The sequence below is a fragment of the Aliidongia dinghuensis genome (genome assembly GCF_014643535.1).
In the GTDB taxonomy this organism is placed as follows: domain Bacteria; phylum Pseudomonadota; class Alphaproteobacteria; order ATCC43930; family CGMCC-115725; genus Aliidongia; species Aliidongia dinghuensis.
Window position 1 is genome coordinate 123,613 of record NZ_BMJQ01000005.1, and the last position, 19,861, is coordinate 143,473.

The following is a 19,861-nucleotide window of genomic DNA, read 5'->3' on the forward strand; positions in this document are numbered from 1 at the left end:
GGCATGAAAAGAACGGCATATCTTGGCACCACGCTCGCCCTCCTCGTGATCGGGCTCAGCGGCTGCAGTGACACGCGCAAGGCGCTCGGCATCGACAAGGCCCCGCCTGACGAATTCGCCGTCGTGGCGGGATCGCCGCTCACCATGCCGCCCGATTTCAATCTGCGCCCGCCGCGCAGCCCGTCGGACAAGCCGCCGTCGGAGACCGCGGCCCAGGCCGGTCGCCAGACGGTGTTCCGCCTCGCGGATACGAAGCCGTCGACGGCGTCGCTCGCTGTGGCTGCCACGACCGGCGCGAACGGCGTACCGCTCAGCGCTGGCGAGCAGGCCCTGGTCGCCAAGGCCGGCGCCGGCAGCGTCGATCCGTCGATCCGCCAGCAGGTCGACAAGGAAACCGCCCAGCTCAACGCCGACAACGGCCCGGGCTTCGTCGACAGCCTGCTGTTCTGGCGCGACCCGACGCCGCCCGGCGAAGCGGTCGATGCGCAGCGTGAATCGCAGCGCCTGCGCGAGAACGCGGCGCTTGGCAAGCCGGCCTCGGTCGGCGACACGCCGCAGATCGAGCGCAAGCAGCGCGCTTGGCTCGAAGGCCTTTTCTAAGCCTGGATCGTTCAATACCGGGGCGGGGCGGCCGGCGGACGACATGCGTCCGCCGGGTGCACGCCGTCGAAAGGCAGGTCCCGATGCGCCGCACCGCAGGCTCCATCCTCGCGACGGCCGTAGCCGTCGCCCTGCTCGGCATGTTTCCGCGCGCCGGTCAGGCCGCACCGCTGTTCGGCGAGAGCGAGTTCGCGCTGCCGAACGGGCTCGAGGTCGTGGTCGTGCCGAACCACCGCGCGCCCAACGTCACCCAGATGGTCTGGTACAAGGTGGGATCCGCCGACGAGGAGCGCGGCTGGTCGGGTGTCGCGCATTTCCTCGAACATCTCATGTTCAAGGGCACCAAGAATCTCAAGCCCAAGGAGTTCTCCGAGATCGTCGCGCGCAACGGCGGCCAGGAGAACGCCTTCACCAGCTGGGACTATACCGCCTACTACCAGACCGTCGCGTCCGACCGCCTGCCGCTCGTCATGAAGCTCGAGGCCGACCGGATGCACGATCTGGTCATCACCAACGAGCAATTGCTGCCGGAGCGCCAGGTCATCCTCGAGGAATGGCGCATGCGCATCGGCAATGTGCCGTCAGCCACGCTCGACCAGCAGATCGAGGCGGCGCTCTACCTGAACCATCCCTACCGCATCCCGGTGCTGGGCTGGAGCGAGGAGATGGCGAAGCTCGACCTCGCCCACGAGAGGCGCTTCTACGACACCTGGTACGCGCCCAACAATGCGGTGCTGGTCATCGCCGGGGATGTCACGGTCGAGGCGGCGAAGAAGCTCGCCCAGCAATATTACGGGCCCATCCCGCGCAAGGCGGTGCCGGCGCGCCTCCGCCCGGTCGAGCCGCAGCGCGAGGCCAACACGACGGTGGAGCTCAAGAGTGCCCGGGTGCGCAATCCGGTGTGGAGCCGGGTCTACCTGGCGCCGAGCTACCACAGCGGCGAGACGCAATATGCCTACGCGCTCGAGGTGCTGGCCGAGGTGCTGGGCGGCGGCGCCAACAGCCGGCTGCACAAGGCACTGGTCATCGACCAGCAGATCGCGACCGGCGCCGGCGCCAGCTATGACCCGCAGCGGCTCGATCTCGGCAAGTTCAGCTACTATGTGAGCCCGCGCGTCGGCACGCCGATCGATGCCGCGGCCGAAGCAGCCGAGGCGGTCGTCGCGAAGACGGTCGCCGAGGGCGTCACCGCCGACGAGGTCGAGCGCGCCAAGACTCGGCTCAAGAACGAAGTCCTCTATGCCAACGACAGCCTGTCGCAGCCGGCGAACGTCATCGGCCGGGCGCTCGCCACCGGGTCGAGCCTCGCCGATCTCGACGCCTGGCCGGACCGGATCGGCGCCGTCACGGTCGACGAGGTCAATGCCGCCGCCCATGCGGTGCTCGAGGGCAAGACGTCGGTGACCGCCCGCCTGCTGCCGGCGAAGCCGGGTGCCGGCGGACCGGAGAAGCCGCTGCCGCCCCAGAGCCTGCCGGAGCAGATCCGATGAGCCGCCGTCTTGCCTTCATCGGCCGGTCGCTCGCGGGGCTTGCGCTCGCCGCCCTCATCGCAGCTCGGCCGGCGCAGGCCGTCACGGTCGAACGGGTCGTGAGCCCGGGCGGCATCGAGGCGTGGCTGGTCGAGGATCATAGCCAGAAGGTGATCAGCCTCAGCTACGCCTTCCACACCGGTGCCGCGAACGACCCGGCCGACAAGACAGGCTTGACCGAATTCGTCGCCTCGACCCTGGACGAGGGCGCCGGCGATCTCGATTCCGCGGCATTCCAGGGCCGGCTCGAGGACCTGTCGTCCACGATCTCGTTCCAGCCGACGCAGGACTTCTTCCAGGGCCAGGTGCGCACCGTGGCGCCCTATCGCGACGAGGTGTTCGGCCTGCTGCGGCTGTCGCTGACCCGGCCGCGCTTCGATGCGCCGGCGATCGCCCGCGTGCGCGACCAGATCGTGAAGGCGATCGCGGCCCGGGCCGAGGAACCGAACCCGCTCGCGTCCAAGATCTGGTGGCACAGCAATTTCCCGGACCATCCTTACGGCCGGCCGGTGCTGGGCACGGCGAAGACCGTCGCCGGCATCATGGCGGACGATCTCCATGCCTATGTTGAGCACCGTTTCGGCCGCGACCGGCTCAAGGTCGCGGTGGTGGGCGACCTGACGCCCGACGAGCTGAAGCCGCTGCTCGACCAGACCTTCGGCCCGCTGCCCGCGACCTCGGCCGAAACCGCGACCTCGGCCGAAACCGCGAGCCCGCCCGATGCGGTGCCGACCGCCGGCGGCCAGGTGCTGTTGGTCAAGAAGCCGGTGCCGCAGTCGACCGTACTGTTCGCTCAGCCGGGCTTGGCTGTTGCGGACAAAGACTATTACACGCTGCTGGTGCTGAACAACGTGCTGGGCGGCGGCACTTTCTCGACCCGCCTCGAGCATGCGGTGCGCGAGACGCGCGGGCTTGCCTATTCGATCGGCACCGGCCTCTCGAACTACGATCACACCGCCCTGCTGTTCGGCCAGGCCGGCACCCAGAACGCCAAGGTCGGCGAGACCGTCGCGATCATCCGCCAGGAATGGGCGCGCTTCGCCGCCGAAGGGCCGACCGAGCAGGAATTGAAGGACGCCAAGACCTATCTCGAGGGGGCGTACGCGCTCGGCCTCGACTCGACCCTGTCGATCGCCGAGCGGCTGCTGTTCTTCCAGACCCACGGCCTGCCGATCGACTATTTCGATCGGCGCAAGGGCCTGATCGAGAAGGTGACGCTCGCCGACGCCAAGCGCGTCGCCAAGGCGGTGATCGATCCGGCCAAGCTCGGCTTCGTCGTGGTCGGCGATCCACAAGGTGTCACGCCGGACCAGATCGTCGATCCGACGGACTGACAGCCATGGATGCGCTCGAGATCCGGCCGGTCGGGCCCGACGACCTCCCGCTGATCGAGCAATTGTTTGGGCCCCGCGGCGCCTGTGCCGGCTGCTGGTGCATGTGGTGGCGCGCCGAGAAGGGCGGCAAGGACTGGAAGGCGGCGCAGGGGCCGGTGAACCGGGCGCGGTTCCAGGCCCTGGTCGAGGCCGGCCGGGTCCATGGGCTGCTCGCGTTCGATGGGGCTGAGCCGGTCGGCTGGTGCGACCTGGCGCCTTACGGCGACTACGGCCGGCTCGCGCGTGCCCGCAAGCTGCAGCGCTTGAACCGCGGCGCCACCTGGTCGATCCCCTGCTTCTTCATCAAGCGCGGCTATCGCAAGCAGGGCGTCGCCTCTCGCCTGCTTGGGGCCGCGGTCGAGCATGCCTGGACGCTTGGTGCCGGCGAGATCGAAGGCTATCCGGTCGGTGCGGGGCCGGTCGGCGGCGGGCCGGCCGTCGACACCTTCGCCTATACGGGCCTGCCGTCGATGTTCGAGGCGGCGGGGTTCCGCCAAGTGCCTTCGACCGACCAAGGCAGCCGGACGATCTACCTCAAGACGCGCTGAGCGCCAGCAGGCGGGCCAGCGCCGCCGCATCGGCCGCGATCTCGTCCGCCCCAGCCGCGCGGAGGCTCGCCGCATGGTCGGGCGCGCAATGGCCACCGCCGCAGAAGCCGATCGCCCTCATGCCGGCGGCCTTGGCCGCGAGGATGCCCGGCACGCTGTCCTCGACGACGACGCAGTGCCGGGGCTCGGCGCCGCGCCGCGCCGCCGCGTGCAGGAACAGGTCGGGCGCCGGCTTGCCGGCCCGGACCTCGGCCGCGCTGAAGGCGGCGCCCTCGAACAGCGGCGCGTAGCCGCACAGCGCCAAGGTGAGCGCCAGCCGGTCGGGCGGGCTCGAGGACGCGACGCAGCGGCTGCCCGTGATCCGCCGGACGAGCTCCGGCATGCCCGCGACCGGCGTCAATTCGGCGCGGAACCGTTCGAACAGGCGCGCCTGCACCTGTTCGGTGTAATCTCCCGGCAGAGGCCGGCCCCAATGGGCCTCGAGCATCGCCCAATTGTCCTTGCGGCTGCGGCCGACGGCGCGCCGGGCGAATTCGGCGAGCGAAATCGGATGGCCGAGCCCGTGCAGAACTTCTATCTCGACCTGGCAGGCCAGAACCTCGCTATCGACCAGCACACCGTCGCAATCGAAGATGATGAGGGTAGAGGGGGCCGCAGCCACGATATATAGTGTCCCTTCGTTCGAGCTTTCCGTTTCTAGCAAGCCCAGCCGCCGAGTGCCATGTCGAACCCGATCCGCCAGCTGCCAACCGTGCTCGTCAACCGCATCGCGGCGGGCGAGGTGGTCGAGCGCCCGGCGTCAGCCGTCAAGGAACTGGTCGAGAACGCGATCGACGCCGGCGCCGGCCATATCGAGGTCAACCTGCGCGAGGGTGGGCAGAGCCTGATCGTCGTGAGCGACGACGGCATCGGCATGGACCCGGACGGCCTGGTGCTGGCGGTCGACCGCCATTGCACGTCGAAGCTGCCGGACGATGACCTGATGGCGATCCAGACCCTGGGCTTCCGCGGCGAAGCGCTGCCGTCGATCGGCGCCGTGGCGCGGTTGACACTCACCAGCCGGGTGCGCGGGGCGGCCGAGGCCTGGAGCCTGACGGTCGACGGCGGCCTCAAGGGCCGGCCGGTGCCGGCGGCGTTCGGCCAGGGCACGCGGGTCGAGGTGCGCGACCTGTTTTACGCGACGCCGGCCCGGCTCAAGTTCATGAAGACCGCGCGCACCGAGCGCGACCAGGCGGTCGATACGGTGAAGCGCCTCGCCATGGCGCATCCGGAGATTGCCTTCACCGTCACGGCCGACGACGATCGCGCCATGCTGCGCCTTTCCGCCGCCCCGCTCGCCGATCCGGTCGAGGAGCGGCTGGCCCGGCTCTCGGCCGTGCTCGGCCGCGATTTCGCCGACAATGCGCTGCCGATCGAATCCTTGCGCGAGGGTGTCAGGCTCACCGGCTTTGCAGGATTGCCGACGCTCAACCGGGCGACGGCGCGCGAGCAGTATCTGTTCGTCAACGGCCGGCCGGTGCGCGACAAGCTGCTGACCGGCGCCGTGCGCGGCGCCTACCAGGATTTCCTCGCCGGCGACCGTCATCCGATGGTGGCCCTCTTCGTCGATTTGGCCTCGAGCGAGGTCGACGTCAACGTGCACCCGGCCAAGGCCGAGGTGCGCTTCCGCGACCCGGCGCTAGTGCGCGGCCTCATCGTCGGCGCCTTGAAGCATGCGCTCAACGCCGCCGGCCATCGCGCGTCGACCACGGTCGCCGCCGCGACGCTGGACGCGCTCAGGCCGGCTTTCGCCCCGGCCATGCCGGCGCCCGCCTGGAACGGCGCCTATGGCACCTACCGCGCGCCCAGCTATCCGAGCGGCCTCGCCGAGGCGGTGGCCGCGGCTTACGCGCCGGCGCCGAGCCTGTTCGACGGCGGCGCCCTGCCCAGGGAGGCCGCGCCGGGCGCACTGCCGCAGGCGCCGGTCGGCGCCGAGCCCGCGCCTGGCCTCGAGCAGTTCCCGCTGGGCGCCGCCCGCGCGCAGCTGCACGATACCTACATCGTGGCGCAGACGGCGGAGGGCATCGTCATCGTCGACCAGCATGCCGCCCACGAGCGGCTGGTCTATGAGCGCATGAAGGCGGCATTGGCCGAGAGCGGCGTCAAGCGCCAGGCGCTGCTCTTGCCCGAGGTGGTCGAGCTCGACGAGGCGTCGGCCGACCGGCTGGGCGCCCGCGCCGAGGAACTGGCCGAGCTCGGCCTGATGCTGGAGCCGTTCGGCACCGGCGCCGTCGTGGTGCGCGAGGTGCCGGCGCTCTTGGGCGACTGCGACGTCAAGGGCCTGGTGCGCGATCTCGCCGAGGAACTGGCCGAGTTCGGCGCCGCGCTCTCGCTCAAGGAACGGCTCGAGGCGGTGTGCGGCACGCTCGCCTGCCACGGCAGCGTACGCGCCGGCCGCCGGCTGAACCCGGCCGAGATGAACGCGCTCCTGCGCCAGATGGAGGCGACGCCCCACTCCGGCCAGTGCAACCATGGCCGGCCGACCTATGTCGAGCTGAAGCTCGGCGACATCGAACGGCTGTTCGGCCGGCGGTGATCTAATGTCCCTCGCCCGATTGTCCAGCCCGGGCGGATAGTCCTTCTGGTCTTTCCGCAATTATCCCGGAAACCGCCGCGACGTATCTCTCCTTCAGGGCCAGACCATGCCGTCATCGGGGCGGCCGGACCGGCGGGTGGAGGAGAAGATGGCGAACGCGCTGCCGCTCTTCGGTCAGGTGCTCTTCGGCGTGATCCTGGTCGCGAGCGGGCTCGACAAGCTCGGCGATCCGGCCGTCGTCATGGACTATGTCCGCGTGGCGCTGCCGTACCGCATCAGGACGAGGCGCGCGGCACCGTAACGGCGCTCGTCCTCGATCGTGAAGCCATCGGGTGCCGCGAGCGCTTCCCTGGCCCCCACTTCCAGCACGACCACCGCATCCTCGGCGATCCAGCCGGCGGCCGCCAAGGCTGCGAGAGCCGACGGCCCCAGATCCTTGCCATAGGGCGGGTCCAGGAACACCAGCGAGCAAGCGGCCGGCGCGCGGGTCGGCGCCGTCGCGTCGCCGCGCAGCAGCACGGCGCGATCGCCCGCGTTGAGGCGCGTGACATTGTCCTTGAGCACGGCGAAGGCGCTCGATGCCTGCTCCAGGAACGTTACGTGGGCTGCTCCGCGCGACAGTGCTTCAAGGCCCAAGGCACCGGTGCCGGCGAAGGCGTCGAGCACGCGCGCGCCCGCGACCGGCGAGCCGTCGGCGGCCCAGCGTCCGTGCTCCAGGATGTTGAACAGCGCCTCGCGCGCCCGGTCGCTGGTTGGCCGGACGGCGGCCCCTTCGGGTGCCGCGAGCGGCCGGCCGCGCAGGCTACCGCCGACGATCCGCACCGCGCGGGCCTCCGGGCTTCCGGGTGCTCTCCGTCTTGCCGGCGGCGCGCGTGGCGCGGGCGCCGACCGGCTTGGCTACCGCTGCCGGATGTGGATCGCCCTGGGCGCGTCCCTCGGCTCGCCGGCCGCGCTTCGGCGGCGGCTCGACCGCGCGATGGGGCTTGGGCGGGCGGACGCGCGCCTTGGCCGGCTCGGCCGCGGGCTTGTCCTTGAGCGAGAGCATCTTGCGCGTCGTCGCCCCCTTGTCCTTGGCCGCCCCCAGGCCCAGCTGGTCGCGCAGCACGCGCCGCGGCACTTCTTCGATGGCGCCACGCGGCAGGAGGCCCAGCTGGAACGGCCCATAGGACAGGCGGATCAATCGGGTCACGACATAGCCCAGATGCTCGAACACCCGGCGAATCTCGCGGTTCTTGCCCTCGGTCAGCGCCACGGTCACCCAGGCGTTCGAGCCCTTCTGCCGTTCGAACTCGACCTTGATCTCGCCATAGCGCACGCCGTCGATCACAATGCCTTGCGCCAGCGGCAGGAAGCGCTCCGGATCGACCGCGCCGTGGACGCGCACCTTGTAGCGCCGGACCCAGCCGGTTGCCGGCAGTTCCAGCTTGCGCGCGAGCTCGCCGTCATTGGTGAGCAGCAGCAGGCCCTCGGAATTGAGGTCGAGGCGGCCGACCGAGATGACGCGGCCCAGCTCCGGCGGCAGGCTCTCGAACAGGGTCGGCCGGCCCTTCTCGTCCCTGTGCGAGGTGACGAGGCCGGCCGGCTTGTGATAGCGCCAGAGCCGCGACGGTTCCGGCTCCTTGATCGGCTTGCCGTCGACCAGGATGATCGAGCCCGGCGTCACGACCACGGCGGGCGTGGTCAGCACCTGGCCGTCGACCGCGACCCGGCCCTCCTCGATCCAGCGCTCGGCATCGCGGCGCGAGCAGAGGCCGGCACGCGCCAGCACCTTGGCGATGCGATCGCCCTTCTCGGCAGCGGGGGCGCCGTTGTCCTCGGTCGGCTCGATCGCGTCGTCGCTCATGGCGCTAGCCTCGCGCCGCCGCGACGAAGGCGCGGAAGATCGCCTCGTCCGGCGGGCTGATCTCGAATTCCGGGTGCCACTGCACGCCGAGGCAGAAGCGCCGGCCCGGCATCTCGATCCCCTCGATGACGCCGTCGGGTGCCACCGCATCGATGATGACGCCGGGGCCGACGGTCTTGACCGCCTGGTGATGGGCCGAATTGACCGCGACGCGCGCGGTGCCGGTGATGCGGTGCAGTATCGAGCCCTCGGTGATCGCGACCTCGTGGCCGGGCTCGTTGCGTGGATTGGGCTGCTCGTGGGCGAGCGCGTCCGCGACTTCGTCCGGGATGTGCTGGACGAGCGTGCCGCCCAAGGCCACGTTCAGGAGCTGCTGGCCGCCACAGATGCCGAGGACCGGCTTGTCGGCGGCGAGCGCCAGGCGCGTGATCGCGAGCTCGAACGCGGTGCGCCGGTCCTTGGTCGTGACCGTGTCGTGCCGATCCTGGGATCCGAACAGCGCCGGGTCGACGTCGAACGCGCCGCCGGTCACGATCAGCCCGTCGATCAGGTCCAGATACTCGGCCGCATGATCCGGCTCGTGCGGCAGCAGGATCGGCAGGCCGCCGGCGCGCACGACGGCGCCGCAATAATTCTCGCGGATCGCGTACCACGGAAATTTGGAGTAGCCACCGGGCTGCTCTGAATCGAGAGTAAGGCCGATGATGACGGGGCGGGACATGAACGATCCTTCTGGTCGAGCGCCGACCATAGGCGTCCGGGCAAAAGGGCGCAACGGCAGGCCGCGCATGGGCCGGGCCCGCGTGGCGGTAGCCACTCGCTTTCCCCTCTCCGCCCCATTGGGGCGGAGAGGCTGGGTGAGGTGGGGAACGCGCCGCTCCTGCCGCGGCCAGGAACCATTCACCGCGCTTCTCTCGGGAACGGCGCTGGAATCCCCCACCTCACCCGACCTCTCCGCCCCCGGGGGCGGAGAGGGGATAACAGAGACGGGCTCATGACCTCGCGCCGCCAACCCCGCTTCATGGATCGGGCGCTGGAGCAGGCGCGCGCGGCGGCGGCGGCCGGCGAGGTGCCCGTCGGTGCGGTCGTGGTCGAGGCTGCGACCGGCCGGATCCTGGCCGAGGCGCGCAACCGGACCGAGGAACTGAACGACCCCTCCGCCCATGCGGAGCTGCTGGCGATCCGCGCCGCGGCGGCGCTCATGGAAAGCCCGCGGCTGCCGGACTGCGATCTCTACGTGACGCTCGAGCCCTGCCCGATGTGTGCCGGCGCCATCGCCTTCGCGCGGCTGCGCCGGGTCTATTACGGTGCGGGCGATCCCAAGGGCGGGGCGGTCGACCATGGCGTCCGCCTGTTCGACCAGCCGACCTGCCATCATCGGCCCGAGGTCTATGGCGGCATCGGCGAGACCGAGTCGGCGGTTTTGTTACGGGATTTTTTCCAGGCGCGGCGCTGAGCCCTGCTGATTCGGCAAGGGAGCTCAAAGGCTGCACGCCCTGGACGCGATCGTTGCGCGTGCAAATATGACCGGTCCGTCCCGTTCGAGACAGGCTGCCCCTGCCCATGTCGTCCGCTGCTGCGACCGAAAAGCCGCTGACCCGCAATGCCGTGCTGGTGATGGCCGGCGCCTGCGGCTTCGGCGTCGCCAATATCTATTACAACCAGCCGATGCTGGCCGAGATGGCGGCTAGCCTCAAGGATCCGGCCGTCGCCGGCGTCGTGCCGACCGTGACCCAGGTCGGCTATGCGCTGGGCCTGTTGCTGCTGGCACCGCTCGGCGACCGGTTCGACCGCAAGAAGCTGATCCTGATCGAACTCATCGGCCTGGTGGCGGCGCTCGCCGTGGCCGCCACTGCGCCCAGTCTTGCGGTGCTGGCCGGGGCGAGCCTGGCGGTTGGCGTGCTTACCACGCTCGTCCAGCAGATCGTGCCGATGGCGGCGCATCTCGCCGTTCCGGAGCGGCGCGGTCAGGTCGTCGGCACGGTCATGAGCGGCTTGCTGATCGGCATCCTGGGCGGGCGCGTCCTGTCGGGCGTTGTTGCCGAATATCTGGGCTGGCGCACCATGTTCTGGATCGCCGCCGGATTGATGGTCGCGATGTTCCTGGTGCTGGTGCGCCTGCTGCCCCGTACGGCACCGACCTCGCGCCTCAAATATCCGGCGCTGATGCGTTCGCTCTGGCACCTGTTCCGCGCCGAGCCGGTGCTGCGCGAGGCGGCGATCGTGGGTGCCCTGCTGTTCGCCGCGTTCAGCGCCTTCTGGGCGACCTTGACGCTCTATCTGGCGAGCCCGGCCTATCACCTGGGGCCGCAGGTCGCGGGCCTGTTCGGCCTGGTCGGCATCGCCGGCGCGCTCGCAGCCCCGTTGACCGGGCGGCTCGCCGACCGCGGCGGACCGCGCCGCACGGTCGGCATCGGCATCGTGACGACCCTCGCAGCCTTCGTGGTGTTCGCGCTCGCCGGCAAATGGCTCGTGGGCCTGGTCGTGGGCGTGCTGCTGCTCGATCTCGGCGTCCAGGGCGCCCAGGTCTCGAACCAGTCGCGCGTCTATGCGCTGCAGCCGGAATCGCGCAGCCGCATCAACACGGTCTACATGGTGCTCTATTTCGTCGGCGGCTCGGCCGGTTCGGCGCTGGGGGCGCTCGCCTGGGGTCTCGGCGGCTGGCTTGCGGTCTCGGGGCTGGGGCTCGCCCTGGCGCTCATCGCCGCCGTGATCCATGTGGTGAGCGCGCGCCCGGCCGTGGCGCGGGTTTCGGCCTGAACCCCATGGGCCTGAACCCTCTCAAGGGAAATCGTCCGGCCAGGCGCCGTCGTTCTCCCAATAGCCGGTCAAGCTGTTCGTCGCCGCCTGCCAGGCGCCACCGGCGAAGCGATAGGTCGTGAGCTCGACGACGAACTCCTCGGTCGCCGCCCAGTTCGGATTGGCGAAATTCGGATGGCAGGCGACCACCTGGACCGCCTTGGCCGCCGCACCTTGGGGCGTCTTCTCCTCGACGATCTTCCAGGCGTTCTTGAGTGAGCCCACCAGGACCTTCCGGCCGGGCAGCGGCTCGGGCATGAGCTCGCCCTGGACGACTGCCCACAGGCTGGTCTCGAGCCCGGCATAGGAGCCCGTGCCGATGCTGTGGTCCGTCGTCAGCAGGACCGTGGCCGGGCCGTCGTGGAGCTGCTGACGGTCGAGCTCGGCGAGCGGCACCTCGAACGCCTGGTCTTCCACCACCTTGCCGGCATTGTCGACGAGCCGGAGATGCGCGGGCTTGAGCGGCATCTTGGCGAAGCTCTTGCGCAGCGGGTTCTTCTCAGCCAGGACCAGATCGGTGTCGGCCGTCTGGCCCCACATGTTCCGGCGTAGCGCCGGGGTAAGGCGGGCGTCCTCCAGAATCTGCAAGGCCCCGTCGACACCGTTCGTTGCCCGATCGAGCGGCAAGCTCTGGTGCATGGCGTAGCCTACGGGAACCCGTGCCTCCGCCGCGTGCGCGGATGCTGCCGGAACGATGGCGAGCAGGCCCGCCAGCAGGCCGGCCGATGCTCGCTGCACCGATCCCGGCACCGGGATCAGCCGCCGTGCCGCTCGCGCGCGACGGCGCGCCAGCCGATGTCGCGCCGGCAGAAGCCCTCCGGCCAGCGGATTGCGTCGACCGCCTGGTAGGCGCGGCTCTGCGCCTCGCCGACCGAGGCACCGAGCGCGGTCACGACCAGCACGCGCCCCCCGTCGGCGACGATCGCGCCGTTCTTGGCGGCCGTGCCGGCATGGAAGACTTCGACCGAGGGGGCGGCGCCCCCGGCGGCGTCGAGCCCCGCGATGACCGTGCCCTTGCGCGGTGTCCCGGGATAGCCCTCGGCCGCGATCACGACGCCCAGCGCCGCTTCCGCCCGCCAGGCGAGCGTCACCTGGTCGAGCGTGCCGTCGCGCGCCGCGAGCAGCGCCGGCAGCAGGTCCGACTTCAGGCGCCGGAGCAGCACCTCGCATTCCGGATCGCCGAAGCGGACGTTGTATTCGATGAGCTGCGGCCCCTTGTCGGTCAGCATCAATCCTGCGAACAGCACGCCCTTGAACGGCTTGCCCTCGGCCGCCATGCCGGCCAAGGACGGGCGGATGATGCGATCCATCACCTGAGATTCGACCTCCGGCGTCAGCGCCGGCGCCGGCGAATAGGCGCCCATGCCGCCGGTGTTGGGGCCGGTATCGCCGTCGCCGACCGCCTTGTGATCCTGTGCCGAGGCGAGCGGCACCGCGGTCGTGCCGTCGACGAGCGCGAAGAAGCTCACCTCCTCGCCGGCAAGAAATTCCTCGATCACGATCTCGACGCCGGCATCGCCGAAGCGCCGGTCGAGCATCATGGCATCGACTGCTTCCAGCGCTTCGTCCAATTCATGCGCCACGACGACGCCCTTGCCGGCGGCGAGCCCGTCGGCCTTGACCACGATGGGGGCACCCCGCCGGCGGATCTCGGCCTTGGCAGCAATCGGATCGCGCGTCCGCAAGTACGTGCCGGTCGGCACGCCGTATTTGGCGCAGAGATCCTTGGTGAAGCCCTTGGAGCCTTCGAGCTCGGCCGCGGCCTTCGTCGGGCCGAAGCATTTGATGCCGTGCGCTTCCAGGTGGTCGACCAGCCCCAGGACGAGCGGTGCCTCCGGCCCGACCACGACGAAATCGATGCGTTCGGCCTTGGCAAGCTTGAGGATGCCGTCGAGATCGGTGGCGGCGACCGCGCGGCAGTCGGCAATCGCCGCGATGCCGGCATTGCCGGGCGCGCAGAGAAGCGCATCGCACTGGGGCGAGGACCGCAACGCCCAGCACAGGGCATGCTCGCGCCCGCCCGAGCCCACGACCAGAATCCGCATTCCTCACCCCCTCGTCCCGAACCGTCCGGCAGCATCGGCGGGCTTGCGGGCCGGCCGGCTGGCGCTTCATATCATAGCCCATGGTTTCGGATACCCCCTCCTCAGAGCCCGGCACCCCCGCAGCGGGCGCCCGGCCTACCAATGTCCCGGTCTATTCCGTCAGCGAGCTGTCGGGCGCCTTGAAGCGCACGATCGAGCAGGCCTACGGCTATGTCCGGGTGCGCGGCGAGATCAGCGGCTGCAAACGCCACAGCTCCGGGCATATTTACCTGGCGCTCAAGGACATGGACGCGGTCATGGACGCCGTGTGCTGGCGCGGCACGGCCGGGCGGCTCAAGGTCGAGCCGGCCGACGGCGTCGAGGTGATCGCGACCGGCCGGCTCACGACCTTCCCCGGTCGCTCGAAATACCAGATGGTGATCGAGCAGATGGAGCTGGCCGGCGAGGGCGCGCTCTTGAAGCTGCTGGAAGAGCGCAAGCGCAAGCTCGCGGCCGAGGGCCTGTTCGCGACCGAGCGCAAGCGGCCGCTGCCCTATCTGCCCCACGTGATCGGCGTCGTGACCTCGCCGACCGGCGCCGTCATCCGCGACATCCTGCATCGCTTGAACGAGCGCTTCCCGCGCCATGTGCTGCTGTGGCCGGTCGCGGTCCAGGGCGAGGGGGCGGCCGAGCAGGTGGCGCGCGCCATCGACGGCTTCAACCGCATCGCACCCGGCGGCCCGGTGCCGCGGCCGGACGTGCTGATCGTGGCGCGCGGCGGCGGCAGCCTTGAAGACCTGATGGCCTTCAACGAAGAGATCGTGGTGCGCGCGGCGGCGGCGAGCCGCATTCCGCTCATTTCCGCGGTCGGCCACGAGACCGACACGACGCTCATCGATTTCGCGAGCGACCGGCGCGCGCCGACGCCGACCGCTGCGGCCGAGATGGCGGTGCCGGTGCGGCTTGACCTCTTGACCGAGGTTCGCAGCCTCGGCAGCCGGCTCGACGCCGCCTCGGCCCGCCTGGTCGACGACCGGCGCATGCGGCTCGAGGGCCTGGCGCGCGGCCTGCCCGACCCGGTGCGCCTCATCGAGACGGCGGAACAGCGGCTCGACGATCGGGCCGAGCGGCTCAAGCTTTCGATTGCGGCCCTGCTGCGCGACCGCGCGGCGCGCGTCGCGACCGCAGCAGCACAGCTGAAGCATCCGCGCCAGCAGATCGCCGAGCACGAGCGCCATCTGGTCGGCACCGCGGCGCGTCTCGCGCCAGCGCTGGAGCGCCTGCTCGAGCGCGCGACGGAACGGCTCGATCAAGCAGGGATGCGGCTCGCGGCCGTGCCGCTGCTGCCGGCGCTCGACCGGCGCGGCCAGGACCTGGCGGGCTTGGGGGAACGGCTCGACGCCGCGGCCCGGCGCGACACGGCGCAGCGCGGCGAGCGGCTGGAGCGGCTCGCCCAGGTGCTGGAATCGTTGTCGCCGTTCAAGGTGCTGGAGCGCGGCTATGCCGTGGTCGAGGACCGGGCTGGCCAGCCGCTGACCGCCCCCGCGATCACGCCCGGCATGGCGCTGACGCTGCGCTTCCACGACGCGACCGTGCCGGCCCGCGCCGAGGACGGGCCGGCCGCGCTGGGCAACCCACCGCCCGCGGCGCAGAAACCCGCGAAAAAGCCGAAACCACCGGCCGAAGACCGCCAACAGAGCCTGTTCTGACCCGGGAGGACCGAAGTGAGCGAGCCCCAAGCGACCAAGCCCTTTTCGATCGAGAGTGTCCCCTGGGAAGAATGGTCCAAGGGCGCGCGCTTCGGCAGCCGGGTGCGCCGGATCGGCAAGTTCGGCGGCGCCAGCCATGTCGGCGTGCTCATCGAGGAGCTGCTGCCCGGCAAGCAATCCTGCCCGCTGCACTATCACGCCGAGGAGGAGGAGCAGATGATGATCCTGGCCGGCGAGGCGACGCTCCGGCTGGGTGACGAGCGCTACAAGGTCAAGGCCGGCGACTATGTCGTGTTCCCGGCCGGGCAGAAGCTCGGCCACTGCCTCATCAACGAGAGCGACGCGGTGTGCCGCTTCCTGATGATTGGCGAGAGCAAGCCGAACGACGTGTGCGTCTATCCCGACTCGAACAAGGTCCTGGTGCCGCAGACCGGCGAGATCTACGTGAAGTCGGAAACCCGGGACTATTGGTACGGCGAGGATATCGGCGGCTAACGCCGCTCCATCGACCGGGTCGGATCCTCGAGCGGCGTGAAGCCGAACTGGGCGTAGAGTCCATGGGCGTCGCGCGTGTTGAGGCGCCAGCGCTTGAGGCCCTGGAGATCCGGATGGGCCAGCATGGTCTCGACGAGGAATTTCGACAGGCCTCGGCCGCGATGGCTCGCCATCACCCAGACGTCGGCGATGTAGGCGTGGACCGCGAAGTCGGTGATGACGCGCGCCCAGCCAGCGAGTGCCCCGTCGGGCGCATAGACGCCGAACGGCAGAGAATGGGCGAAGGAGCGGGCGACCACCTCGAACGGCCGGCCTTCGGCCCAGTAGGCCTCGGTCGACATCACCCGGTGGACGAGCGCCAGGTCGAGCCGGCCGGGATCGGTGCTGACCGTGAAGCCGTCGCGCGTCACTTCGAACAATTCCATCCCTGCCGTCTCCCCTTTCAGTTGCCCGGTCTTTTAACTGTCTGGCCAGCGCCGGTGCAGCCAGAACCAATGGCCGGGCTTGGCCCGGATCCACTCTTCGAGCGTGCGGTTGATCGCCGTCATCAGCGTCAGCACATCGGCCGCCCGGTCGCCGCTTGCCGGCAAGGCGTGCGGCGGAAAGACGGTGACGCGGAAGCGGGCGCCCGGCAGGCGCTCGACCCGGGCCGGCAGCACCGTCGCATCGAAGCGCAGCGCCAGCTCCGCGATCGCCGGTGCCGTCATGGCGTCGCGGCCGAAGAACGGCACGGCGATGCCGTCGTTCATCTTCTGGTCGACCAGCATGCAAAGAGACTGGCCGGCGCGAATGGCGCTCAGGATCTTGCGGGCACCCTGCGGTCCCTTGGGGATCGGATCGGCGCCGAGATCGCGGCGGAGCGCGATCATCATGCGGTCAACCAGCGGGTTGTTGGCCGCCCGATAGACCGCGGCGAGCTTCATGCCATAAAGCGCCGCCGCCAAGGCCGCGACTTCCCAATTGCCGAAATGGCCGGAATAGAAGATGAGCGGCTTGCCGCGAGCGATCGCGGCATCGACGTGCTCGAGCCCCTCGGCCTCGATGGCGGCGCCGGGCGTGAAGGCGTCCATGGTCTTCAAGTGCGGGAATTCGCCCACGACCCGGCCGAGATTGTCCCACATCTCGGTGATGACCCGATCCTGGGCCGTGCGGTCGAGTCCCGGCAGCGCCTGCGCGAGATTGCGCCGGGCGCGCTTGGTGATGCCGAGGCGCGGCCCGATCAGGCGCGCGAGCCAGCCACCCACGGCCGAGGCGCGGGCGCGCGGCAAGGCCATGAAGAGACGCAAAGCGAGCCCGGCGAACGTTGCCTCGATGCGCTGGCCGCGCGTCACGATGATCTCGTCGCTCACGACGGGCTCAAGAGCGACAGGACGAGCCGTTCGATGAGCGCCTGGTCCTCCGCGCCGGCCCAGGCGAGGCGCACCGGCAGGGTCTCGACGCGCGGGCGGAGGTCGGCCGGCAGCCGGACCCAGTCCTTGGCCGTCGTGACCACGGCCGCCTCGGCGCGCTCTGCCTGGGCGATCAGGTCGGCGAGCTCGTCCCGGCGATAGGCGTGATGGTCCGGGAAGCCGATGCCGGCGACGAGGTCGACGCCGAGATCCGTCAGGCTGTCGAAGAATTTCTGCGGCCGGCCGATGCCGGCGAAGGCGACGGCGCGCCGGCCGCGCCAAGGGGCCGCATCGCCGTCCGGCACCAGCCGCGCGCGCGCAACCGGCAGGCGGCGGGCAAGAATGGCACCGAGCCCCTCGCGGTCTTCGCCGATCAGCACGGCCGCCTGCACCCGCTCGAGGCCGCGCCGCTGCGGCTCGCGCAAGGGGCCGGCGGGCATGACCCGGCCGTTGCCGAAGCCATAGCCGGCGTCGACCGCAATGAACGCCAGGTTCTTCGCGAGCGACGGGTTCTGCAGCCCGTCGTCCATCAGGATCAGTTCCGCCCCGGCCGCGGCGGCGGCGCGGGCGCCGGCGGGGCGGTCGCGCGCGACCCAGGTTGGCGCCGCCGCCGCAAGTAGCAGCGCCTCATCGCCAACCGCGCGGAAATCCTGCTCGGCCGGATCGACTCGGACCGGGCCTGCGAGCGCGCCGCCATAGCCGCGGGTCAGGATATGCGGGCGATGGCCGCGCTCGCCAAGCAGGCGGGCGAGCTCGATGACGAGCGGCGTCTTGCCGGCGCCGCCGACCACCAGGTTGCCGACGCACAGGACCGGCACCGGCGCCGTTGCCGGGTGGGCGAGCGCATGCCGCAGCCGACCGGCCGCACCGAATGCCAGTGCTGCGGGCGTCAGCGCCAGCGACGGCCAGCCGCGGCGGCGCCAGAATTCAGGCGCGTGCATGGGAAGTTCCGGCCGCGAGCGGCGCGATCAGCGGCTCCAGGCGCTCGAGCGCCCGGTCGACGACGCCGGCCTCGGCGGCCGCTGCCGCCTCGGCCGCGCGGCCCATCGCCGTGCGCCGGGCTGGATCGTCCAGCAGGGCGCCGACCGCCTCGGCGATACCGGCCGCTCCCACGACCGGCCACGCGCCGCCAGCCGCGTCGAGCGCTGCGGCATTGGCGGCGCAATTGACCATGTCAGGCCCGTGCAGGATCGCGGCCCCCAGGAGCGCCGGCTCGATCGGGTTGTGGCCGCCGATCGTGCCGGGTGCCAAGAGCGAGCCCGCGACGAGCACGATGCCACCCAGGCGATAGAACAGGCCCATTTCGCCCAGCGTGTCGGCCAGATAGAGATCGGTCGCGGGCTCGATCGGTGCCGCGGCCGAGCGGCGGGCGACGGTCAGGCCGCGCTCGGCCAGGAGCGCCGCGATGGCGGGCGCCCGGTTCGGGTGGCGCGGCGCCAGCAGGGTCAGGAGCCCCGGTCGCCCGGCCGCGATCCGGCGATGGGCGTCGGCCACGATCGCCTCCTCGCCGTCATGGGTCTGCGCCGCAAGCCAGACCGGCCGGTCGCCGATCGCCTGGGTCAGCGCCGCGAGCTCCGCGGCATCGGCCGGCAGCGGGGCGGCGGAGGACTTGAGGTCGCCGACCGTCACGGCCGATCGGGCACCCAGCCGGTTGAGCCGCGCCGCCTGGGTCTCGTCCTGGGCCAGGACCAGGTCGAACGCGCCGAGCAAGGTACGGATGAGGCCGGGAAAGCGACGCCAGCCGCGCATGGCGCGCTCCGACATCTTGGCATTGAGCAGCACCATCGGCACGCGGCGCCGGCTTGTTGCCGCGATCAGGTTCGGCCAGAGCTCCGATTCGACCCAGATCGCGAGATTTGGCCGCCAATGATCGAGGAAACGCTCGACCGCACCCGGATGGTCGATCGGCACATATTGGTGAAACGCGCGCGGCGGCAGCCGCTGTGCGAGCAGGCCGGCGGACGTCACCGTGCCCGAGGTGACCAGGATCTCCGCCGTCGGCAGCCGCGCCAAGAGCCGGTCGATCAACGGCAGCAGCGAGAGCGATTCGCCGACGCTCGCGGCATGGGCCCAGATGAGCGGGCCAGCCGACCGCGGCCGCGCGGCGAAGCCAAGGCGCTCGCGCCGGCGTGCCGGATCCTCCTTGCCGCGCCGGGTGCGCCGGGCGAGCAGCAGCTTCACGGCCGGCAGCGCCGCCCATGTTGCCGTGCGATATGCCGCGAGCCAGCTCATCGGGCTGCGGCCGGTTCGGCCGGCGTCCGTTCGAGGGGCGCCGGCTCGATCGGCGCGGGCTCGACCGGCGGATGGCCGCAGCGGCGATCGGCTTCGGCCGTGAGCGCATTCATGCGCGTCTCGAGGAGCTGACGCAGCCGCTCCTGCTCCGCCGCGTCAGCGTCGGCCGGCACTTCGATCGGCTCGCCCCACAGGAACAGGCCGCGACTGAACGGCAGCGCCAGGTGGAACCGATCCCAGCTGCTGAGGATCCGCCGGCGCGTCGTGGCGTAGCTCAAGGGAATGATCGGCACGCGGCCGAGCCGCGCCGCCGCGATCACGCCGGCGCTCGCCCGCATGTGCGGCCCGCGCGGCCCGTCCGGCGTGAAGCCCACGTTCTGGCCGTCGTTCAAGGCGCGCACGATCGCCCGGAGCGCGCTCGATCCGCCTTTCGACTTCGAGCCGACGATCGTTCCGAGGCCGAAATGACCTATGGCGTCCGCGATGATTCGCCCGTCATTATGACCGGAGATCAGCATGTTCATGCTGGCGTCGCTGGGCCAGGCCATCGGCGCCATCAGCAGGCGGCCGTGCCAGAATGCCAGGATGAACGGCTTCCGCTCGCGCCAGAAGGCATGGGGGATGTCGGCGGCCTCGGTCGAGAAGCGGCTCGTCCGATGCACCAGCCGGATATAGACGGCGACGAACCAGCAGAGGATCTGCCGGGTCCGGTCCGCGCGAAGAAGCCGTTTGGTCCAGGCCATCGA

General features: G+C 70.7%; 20 protein-coding genes and 1 pseudogene. 10 read left to right on the forward strand and 11 right to left on the reverse strand.

Annotated elements, in window-relative coordinates; translation table 11 throughout:
• The first annotated feature begins 3 nt into the window (after positions 1-3).
• The 4 genes from IEY58_RS11035 (at position 4) to IEY58_RS11050 (ending at position 4,050) form a co-directional block, all read left to right on the forward strand.
• The gene (locus tag IEY58_RS11035; protein WP_189045608.1) at positions 4-600 is read left to right on the forward strand and encodes a DUF3035 domain-containing protein; all 597 of its coding nucleotides are present in this window, start codon (positions 4-6) and stop codon (positions 598-600) included.
• An 83-nt stretch (positions 601-683) separates the two neighbouring features.
• Positions 684-2,090, forward strand: coding sequence for a M16 family metallopeptidase (locus IEY58_RS11040; RefSeq protein ID WP_189045610.1), 1,407 nt, complete (start codon positions 684-686; stop codon positions 2,088-2,090).
• Positions 2,087-3,463: a M16 family metallopeptidase gene (locus IEY58_RS11045; RefSeq protein ID WP_189045612.1), complete on the forward strand. Its 1,377-nt coding sequence runs from the start codon at positions 2,087-2,089 to the stop codon at positions 3,461-3,463. Before IEY58_RS11040 ends, IEY58_RS11045 begins: the two co-directional genes overlap by 4 nt.
• 5 nt (positions 3,464-3,468) lie before the next feature.
• Entirely contained in the window at positions 3,469-4,050 is a 582-nt protein-coding gene (locus IEY58_RS11050) for a GNAT family N-acetyltransferase (RefSeq protein ID WP_189045614.1), read from the forward strand.
• Here the strand turns inward: IEY58_RS11050 and IEY58_RS11055 are convergent.
• Complete coding sequence (locus IEY58_RS11055) at positions 4,037-4,711, reverse strand: HAD family hydrolase (protein WP_189045616.1); 675 nt, start codon at positions 4,709-4,711, stop codon at positions 4,037-4,039. The genes IEY58_RS11050 and IEY58_RS11055 overlap by 14 nt on opposite strands.
• Before the next feature lie 60 nt (positions 4,712-4,771).
• On the opposite strand from IEY58_RS11055, the gene mutL reads away from it, so the two are divergent.
• Both mutL and IEY58_RS11065 read left to right on the forward strand, forming a co-directional pair.
• Positions 4,772-6,625, forward strand: coding sequence for a DNA mismatch repair endonuclease MutL (gene mutL, locus IEY58_RS11060; protein WP_189045618.1), 1,854 nt, complete (start codon positions 4,772-4,774; stop codon positions 6,623-6,625).
• A 148-nt stretch (positions 6,626-6,773) separates the two neighbouring features.
• Positions 6,774-6,926, forward strand: coding sequence for a hypothetical protein (locus IEY58_RS11065; protein ID WP_189045620.1), 153 nt, complete (start codon positions 6,774-6,776; stop codon positions 6,924-6,926).
• Here the strand turns inward: IEY58_RS11065 and rsmD are convergent.
• Genes rsmD through IEY58_RS11080 form a run of 3 tightly spaced genes read right to left on the reverse strand, consistent with a single transcriptional unit; the run spans position 6,872 to position 9,189 of the window.
• Positions 6,872-7,447, reverse strand: coding sequence for a 16S rRNA (guanine(966)-N(2))-methyltransferase RsmD (gene rsmD, locus IEY58_RS11070; RefSeq protein WP_189045622.1), 576 nt, complete (start codon positions 7,445-7,447; stop codon positions 6,872-6,874). The two genes, IEY58_RS11065 and rsmD, sit on opposite strands and share 55 nt — an antisense overlap.
• The gene (locus tag IEY58_RS11075) at positions 7,428-8,468 is read right to left on the reverse strand and encodes a pseudouridine synthase (RefSeq protein ID WP_189045624.1); all 1,041 of its coding nucleotides are present in this window, start codon (positions 8,466-8,468) and stop codon (positions 7,428-7,430) included. The genes rsmD and IEY58_RS11075 overlap by 20 nt, the downstream gene beginning before the upstream one ends.
• A gap of 4 nt (positions 8,469-8,472) precedes the next feature.
• Entirely contained in the window at positions 8,473-9,189 is a 717-nt protein-coding gene (locus IEY58_RS11080) for a gamma-glutamyl-gamma-aminobutyrate hydrolase family protein (RefSeq protein ID WP_189045627.1), read from the reverse strand.
• Positions 9,190-9,462: 273 nt separating this feature from the next.
• Here IEY58_RS11080 and IEY58_RS11085 point away from each other — a divergent pair, with 273 nt between their 5' ends.
• Together IEY58_RS11085 and IEY58_RS11090 are read left to right on the forward strand one after the other, a co-directional pair.
• Positions 9,463-9,924, forward strand: a complete 462-nt coding sequence (locus tag IEY58_RS11085) for a nucleoside deaminase (RefSeq protein WP_189045629.1) — start codon at positions 9,463-9,465, stop codon at positions 9,922-9,924.
• A 107-nt stretch (positions 9,925-10,031) separates the two neighbouring features.
• On the forward strand, positions 10,032-11,228 hold the full coding sequence (locus tag IEY58_RS11090; RefSeq protein WP_189045630.1) for an MFS transporter: 1,197 nt from the start codon (positions 10,032-10,034) through the stop codon (positions 11,226-11,228).
• A 21-nt stretch (positions 11,229-11,249) separates the two neighbouring features.
• Here the strand turns inward: IEY58_RS11090 and IEY58_RS11095 are convergent, their stop codons facing one another.
• On the reverse strand, positions 11,250-12,005 hold the full coding sequence (locus IEY58_RS11095) for a hypothetical protein (RefSeq protein ID WP_189045632.1): 756 nt from the start codon (positions 12,003-12,005) through the stop codon (positions 11,250-11,252).
• A gap of 17 nt (positions 12,006-12,022) precedes the next feature.
• On the reverse strand, positions 12,023-13,312 hold the full coding sequence (gene purD / locus IEY58_RS11100) for a phosphoribosylamine--glycine ligase (protein ID WP_189045634.1): 1,290 nt from the start codon (positions 13,310-13,312) through the stop codon (positions 12,023-12,025).
• On the opposite strand from purD, the pseudogene xseA reads away from it, so the two are divergent.
• Together xseA and IEY58_RS11110 are read left to right on the forward strand one after the other, a co-directional pair.
• Positions 13,203-15,000 (forward strand): annotated as a pseudogene (xseA, locus tag IEY58_RS11105) (exodeoxyribonuclease VII large subunit). The gene purD and the pseudogene xseA sit on opposite strands and share 110 nt — an antisense overlap.
• Before the next feature lie 15 nt (positions 15,001-15,015).
• Complete coding sequence (locus IEY58_RS11110) at positions 15,016-15,495, forward strand: cupin domain-containing protein (RefSeq protein ID WP_189045638.1); 480 nt, start codon at positions 15,016-15,018, stop codon at positions 15,493-15,495.
• Here IEY58_RS11110 and IEY58_RS11115 read toward each other — a convergent pair.
• Genes IEY58_RS11115 through IEY58_RS11135 form a run of 5 tightly spaced genes read right to left on the reverse strand, consistent with a single transcriptional unit; the run spans position 15,492 to position 19,858 of the window.
• Positions 15,492-15,920, reverse strand: a complete 429-nt coding sequence (locus IEY58_RS11115) for a GNAT family N-acetyltransferase (RefSeq protein WP_189045640.1) — start codon at positions 15,918-15,920, stop codon at positions 15,492-15,494. The two genes, IEY58_RS11110 and IEY58_RS11115, sit on opposite strands and share 4 nt — an antisense overlap.
• Positions 15,921-15,953: 33 nt before the next feature.
• Positions 15,954-16,844 (reverse strand): lysophospholipid acyltransferase family protein, encoded by an 891-nt coding sequence (locus IEY58_RS11120; protein ID WP_229743654.1) that lies wholly within the window; start codon positions 16,842-16,844, stop codon positions 15,954-15,956.
• A complete protein-coding gene (gene lpxK / locus IEY58_RS11125; protein WP_189045642.1) occupies positions 16,841-17,824 on the reverse strand; it encodes a tetraacyldisaccharide 4'-kinase in 984 nt (327 codons plus the stop codon). Before lpxK ends, IEY58_RS11120 begins: the two co-directional genes overlap by 4 nt.
• On the reverse strand, positions 17,811-19,115 hold the full coding sequence (locus tag IEY58_RS11130) for a 3-deoxy-D-manno-octulosonic acid transferase (RefSeq protein WP_189045644.1): 1,305 nt from the start codon (positions 19,113-19,115) through the stop codon (positions 17,811-17,813). Before IEY58_RS11130 ends, lpxK begins: the two co-directional genes overlap by 14 nt.
• Positions 19,112-19,858, reverse strand: a complete 747-nt coding sequence (locus tag IEY58_RS11135) for a lysophospholipid acyltransferase family protein (protein ID WP_189045646.1) — start codon at positions 19,856-19,858, stop codon at positions 19,112-19,114. The genes IEY58_RS11130 and IEY58_RS11135 overlap by 4 nt, the downstream gene beginning before the upstream one ends.
• Positions 19,859-19,861 lie beyond the last annotated feature (3 nt).

Bases quoted from the DNA above. Each gene is read 5' to 3' on its own strand.
- IEY58_RS11035 (WP_189045608.1), top strand. From the start codon at position 4: ATGAAAAGAACGGCATATCTTGGCACCACGCTCGCCCTCCTCGTGATC.
- IEY58_RS11040 (WP_189045610.1), top strand. From the start codon at position 684: ATGCGCCGCACCGCAGGCTCCATCCTCGCGACGGCCGTAGCCGTCGCC.
- IEY58_RS11045 (WP_189045612.1), top strand. From the start codon at position 2,087: ATGAGCCGCCGTCTTGCCTTCATCGGCCGGTCGCTCGCGGGGCTTGCG.
- IEY58_RS11050 (WP_189045614.1), top strand. From the start codon at position 3,469: ATGGATGCGCTCGAGATCCGGCCGGTCGGGCCCGACGACCTCCCGCTG.
- mutL (WP_189045618.1), top strand. From the start codon at position 4,772: ATGTCGAACCCGATCCGCCAGCTGCCAACCGTGCTCGTCAACCGCATC.
- IEY58_RS11065 (WP_189045620.1), top strand. From the start codon at position 6,774: ATGGCGAACGCGCTGCCGCTCTTCGGTCAGGTGCTCTTCGGCGTGATC.
- IEY58_RS11075 (WP_189045624.1), bottom strand. From the start codon at position 8,468: ATGAGCGACGACGCGATCGAGCCGACCGAGGACAACGGCGCCCCCGCT.
- IEY58_RS11080 (WP_189045627.1), bottom strand. From the start codon at position 9,189: ATGTCCCGCCCCGTCATCATCGGCCTTACTCTCGATTCAGAGCAGCCC.
- IEY58_RS11085 (WP_189045629.1), top strand. From the start codon at position 9,463: ATGACCTCGCGCCGCCAACCCCGCTTCATGGATCGGGCGCTGGAGCAG.
- IEY58_RS11090 (WP_189045630.1), top strand. From the start codon at position 10,032: ATGTCGTCCGCTGCTGCGACCGAAAAGCCGCTGACCCGCAATGCCGTG.
- purD (WP_189045634.1), bottom strand. From the start codon at position 13,312: ATGCGGATTCTGGTCGTGGGCTCGGGCGGGCGCGAGCATGCCCTGTGC.
- IEY58_RS11115 (WP_189045640.1), bottom strand. From the start codon at position 15,920: ATGGAATTGTTCGAAGTGACGCGCGACGGCTTCACGGTCAGCACCGAT.
- lpxK (WP_189045642.1), bottom strand. From the start codon at position 17,824: ATGCACGCGCCTGAATTCTGGCGCCGCCGCGGCTGGCCGTCGCTGGCG.
- IEY58_RS11130 (WP_189045644.1), bottom strand. From the start codon at position 19,115: ATGAGCTGGCTCGCGGCATATCGCACGGCAACATGGGCGGCGCTGCCG.
- IEY58_RS11135 (WP_189045646.1), bottom strand. From the start codon at position 19,858: ATGGCCTGGACCAAACGGCTTCTTCGCGCGGACCGGACCCGGCAGATC.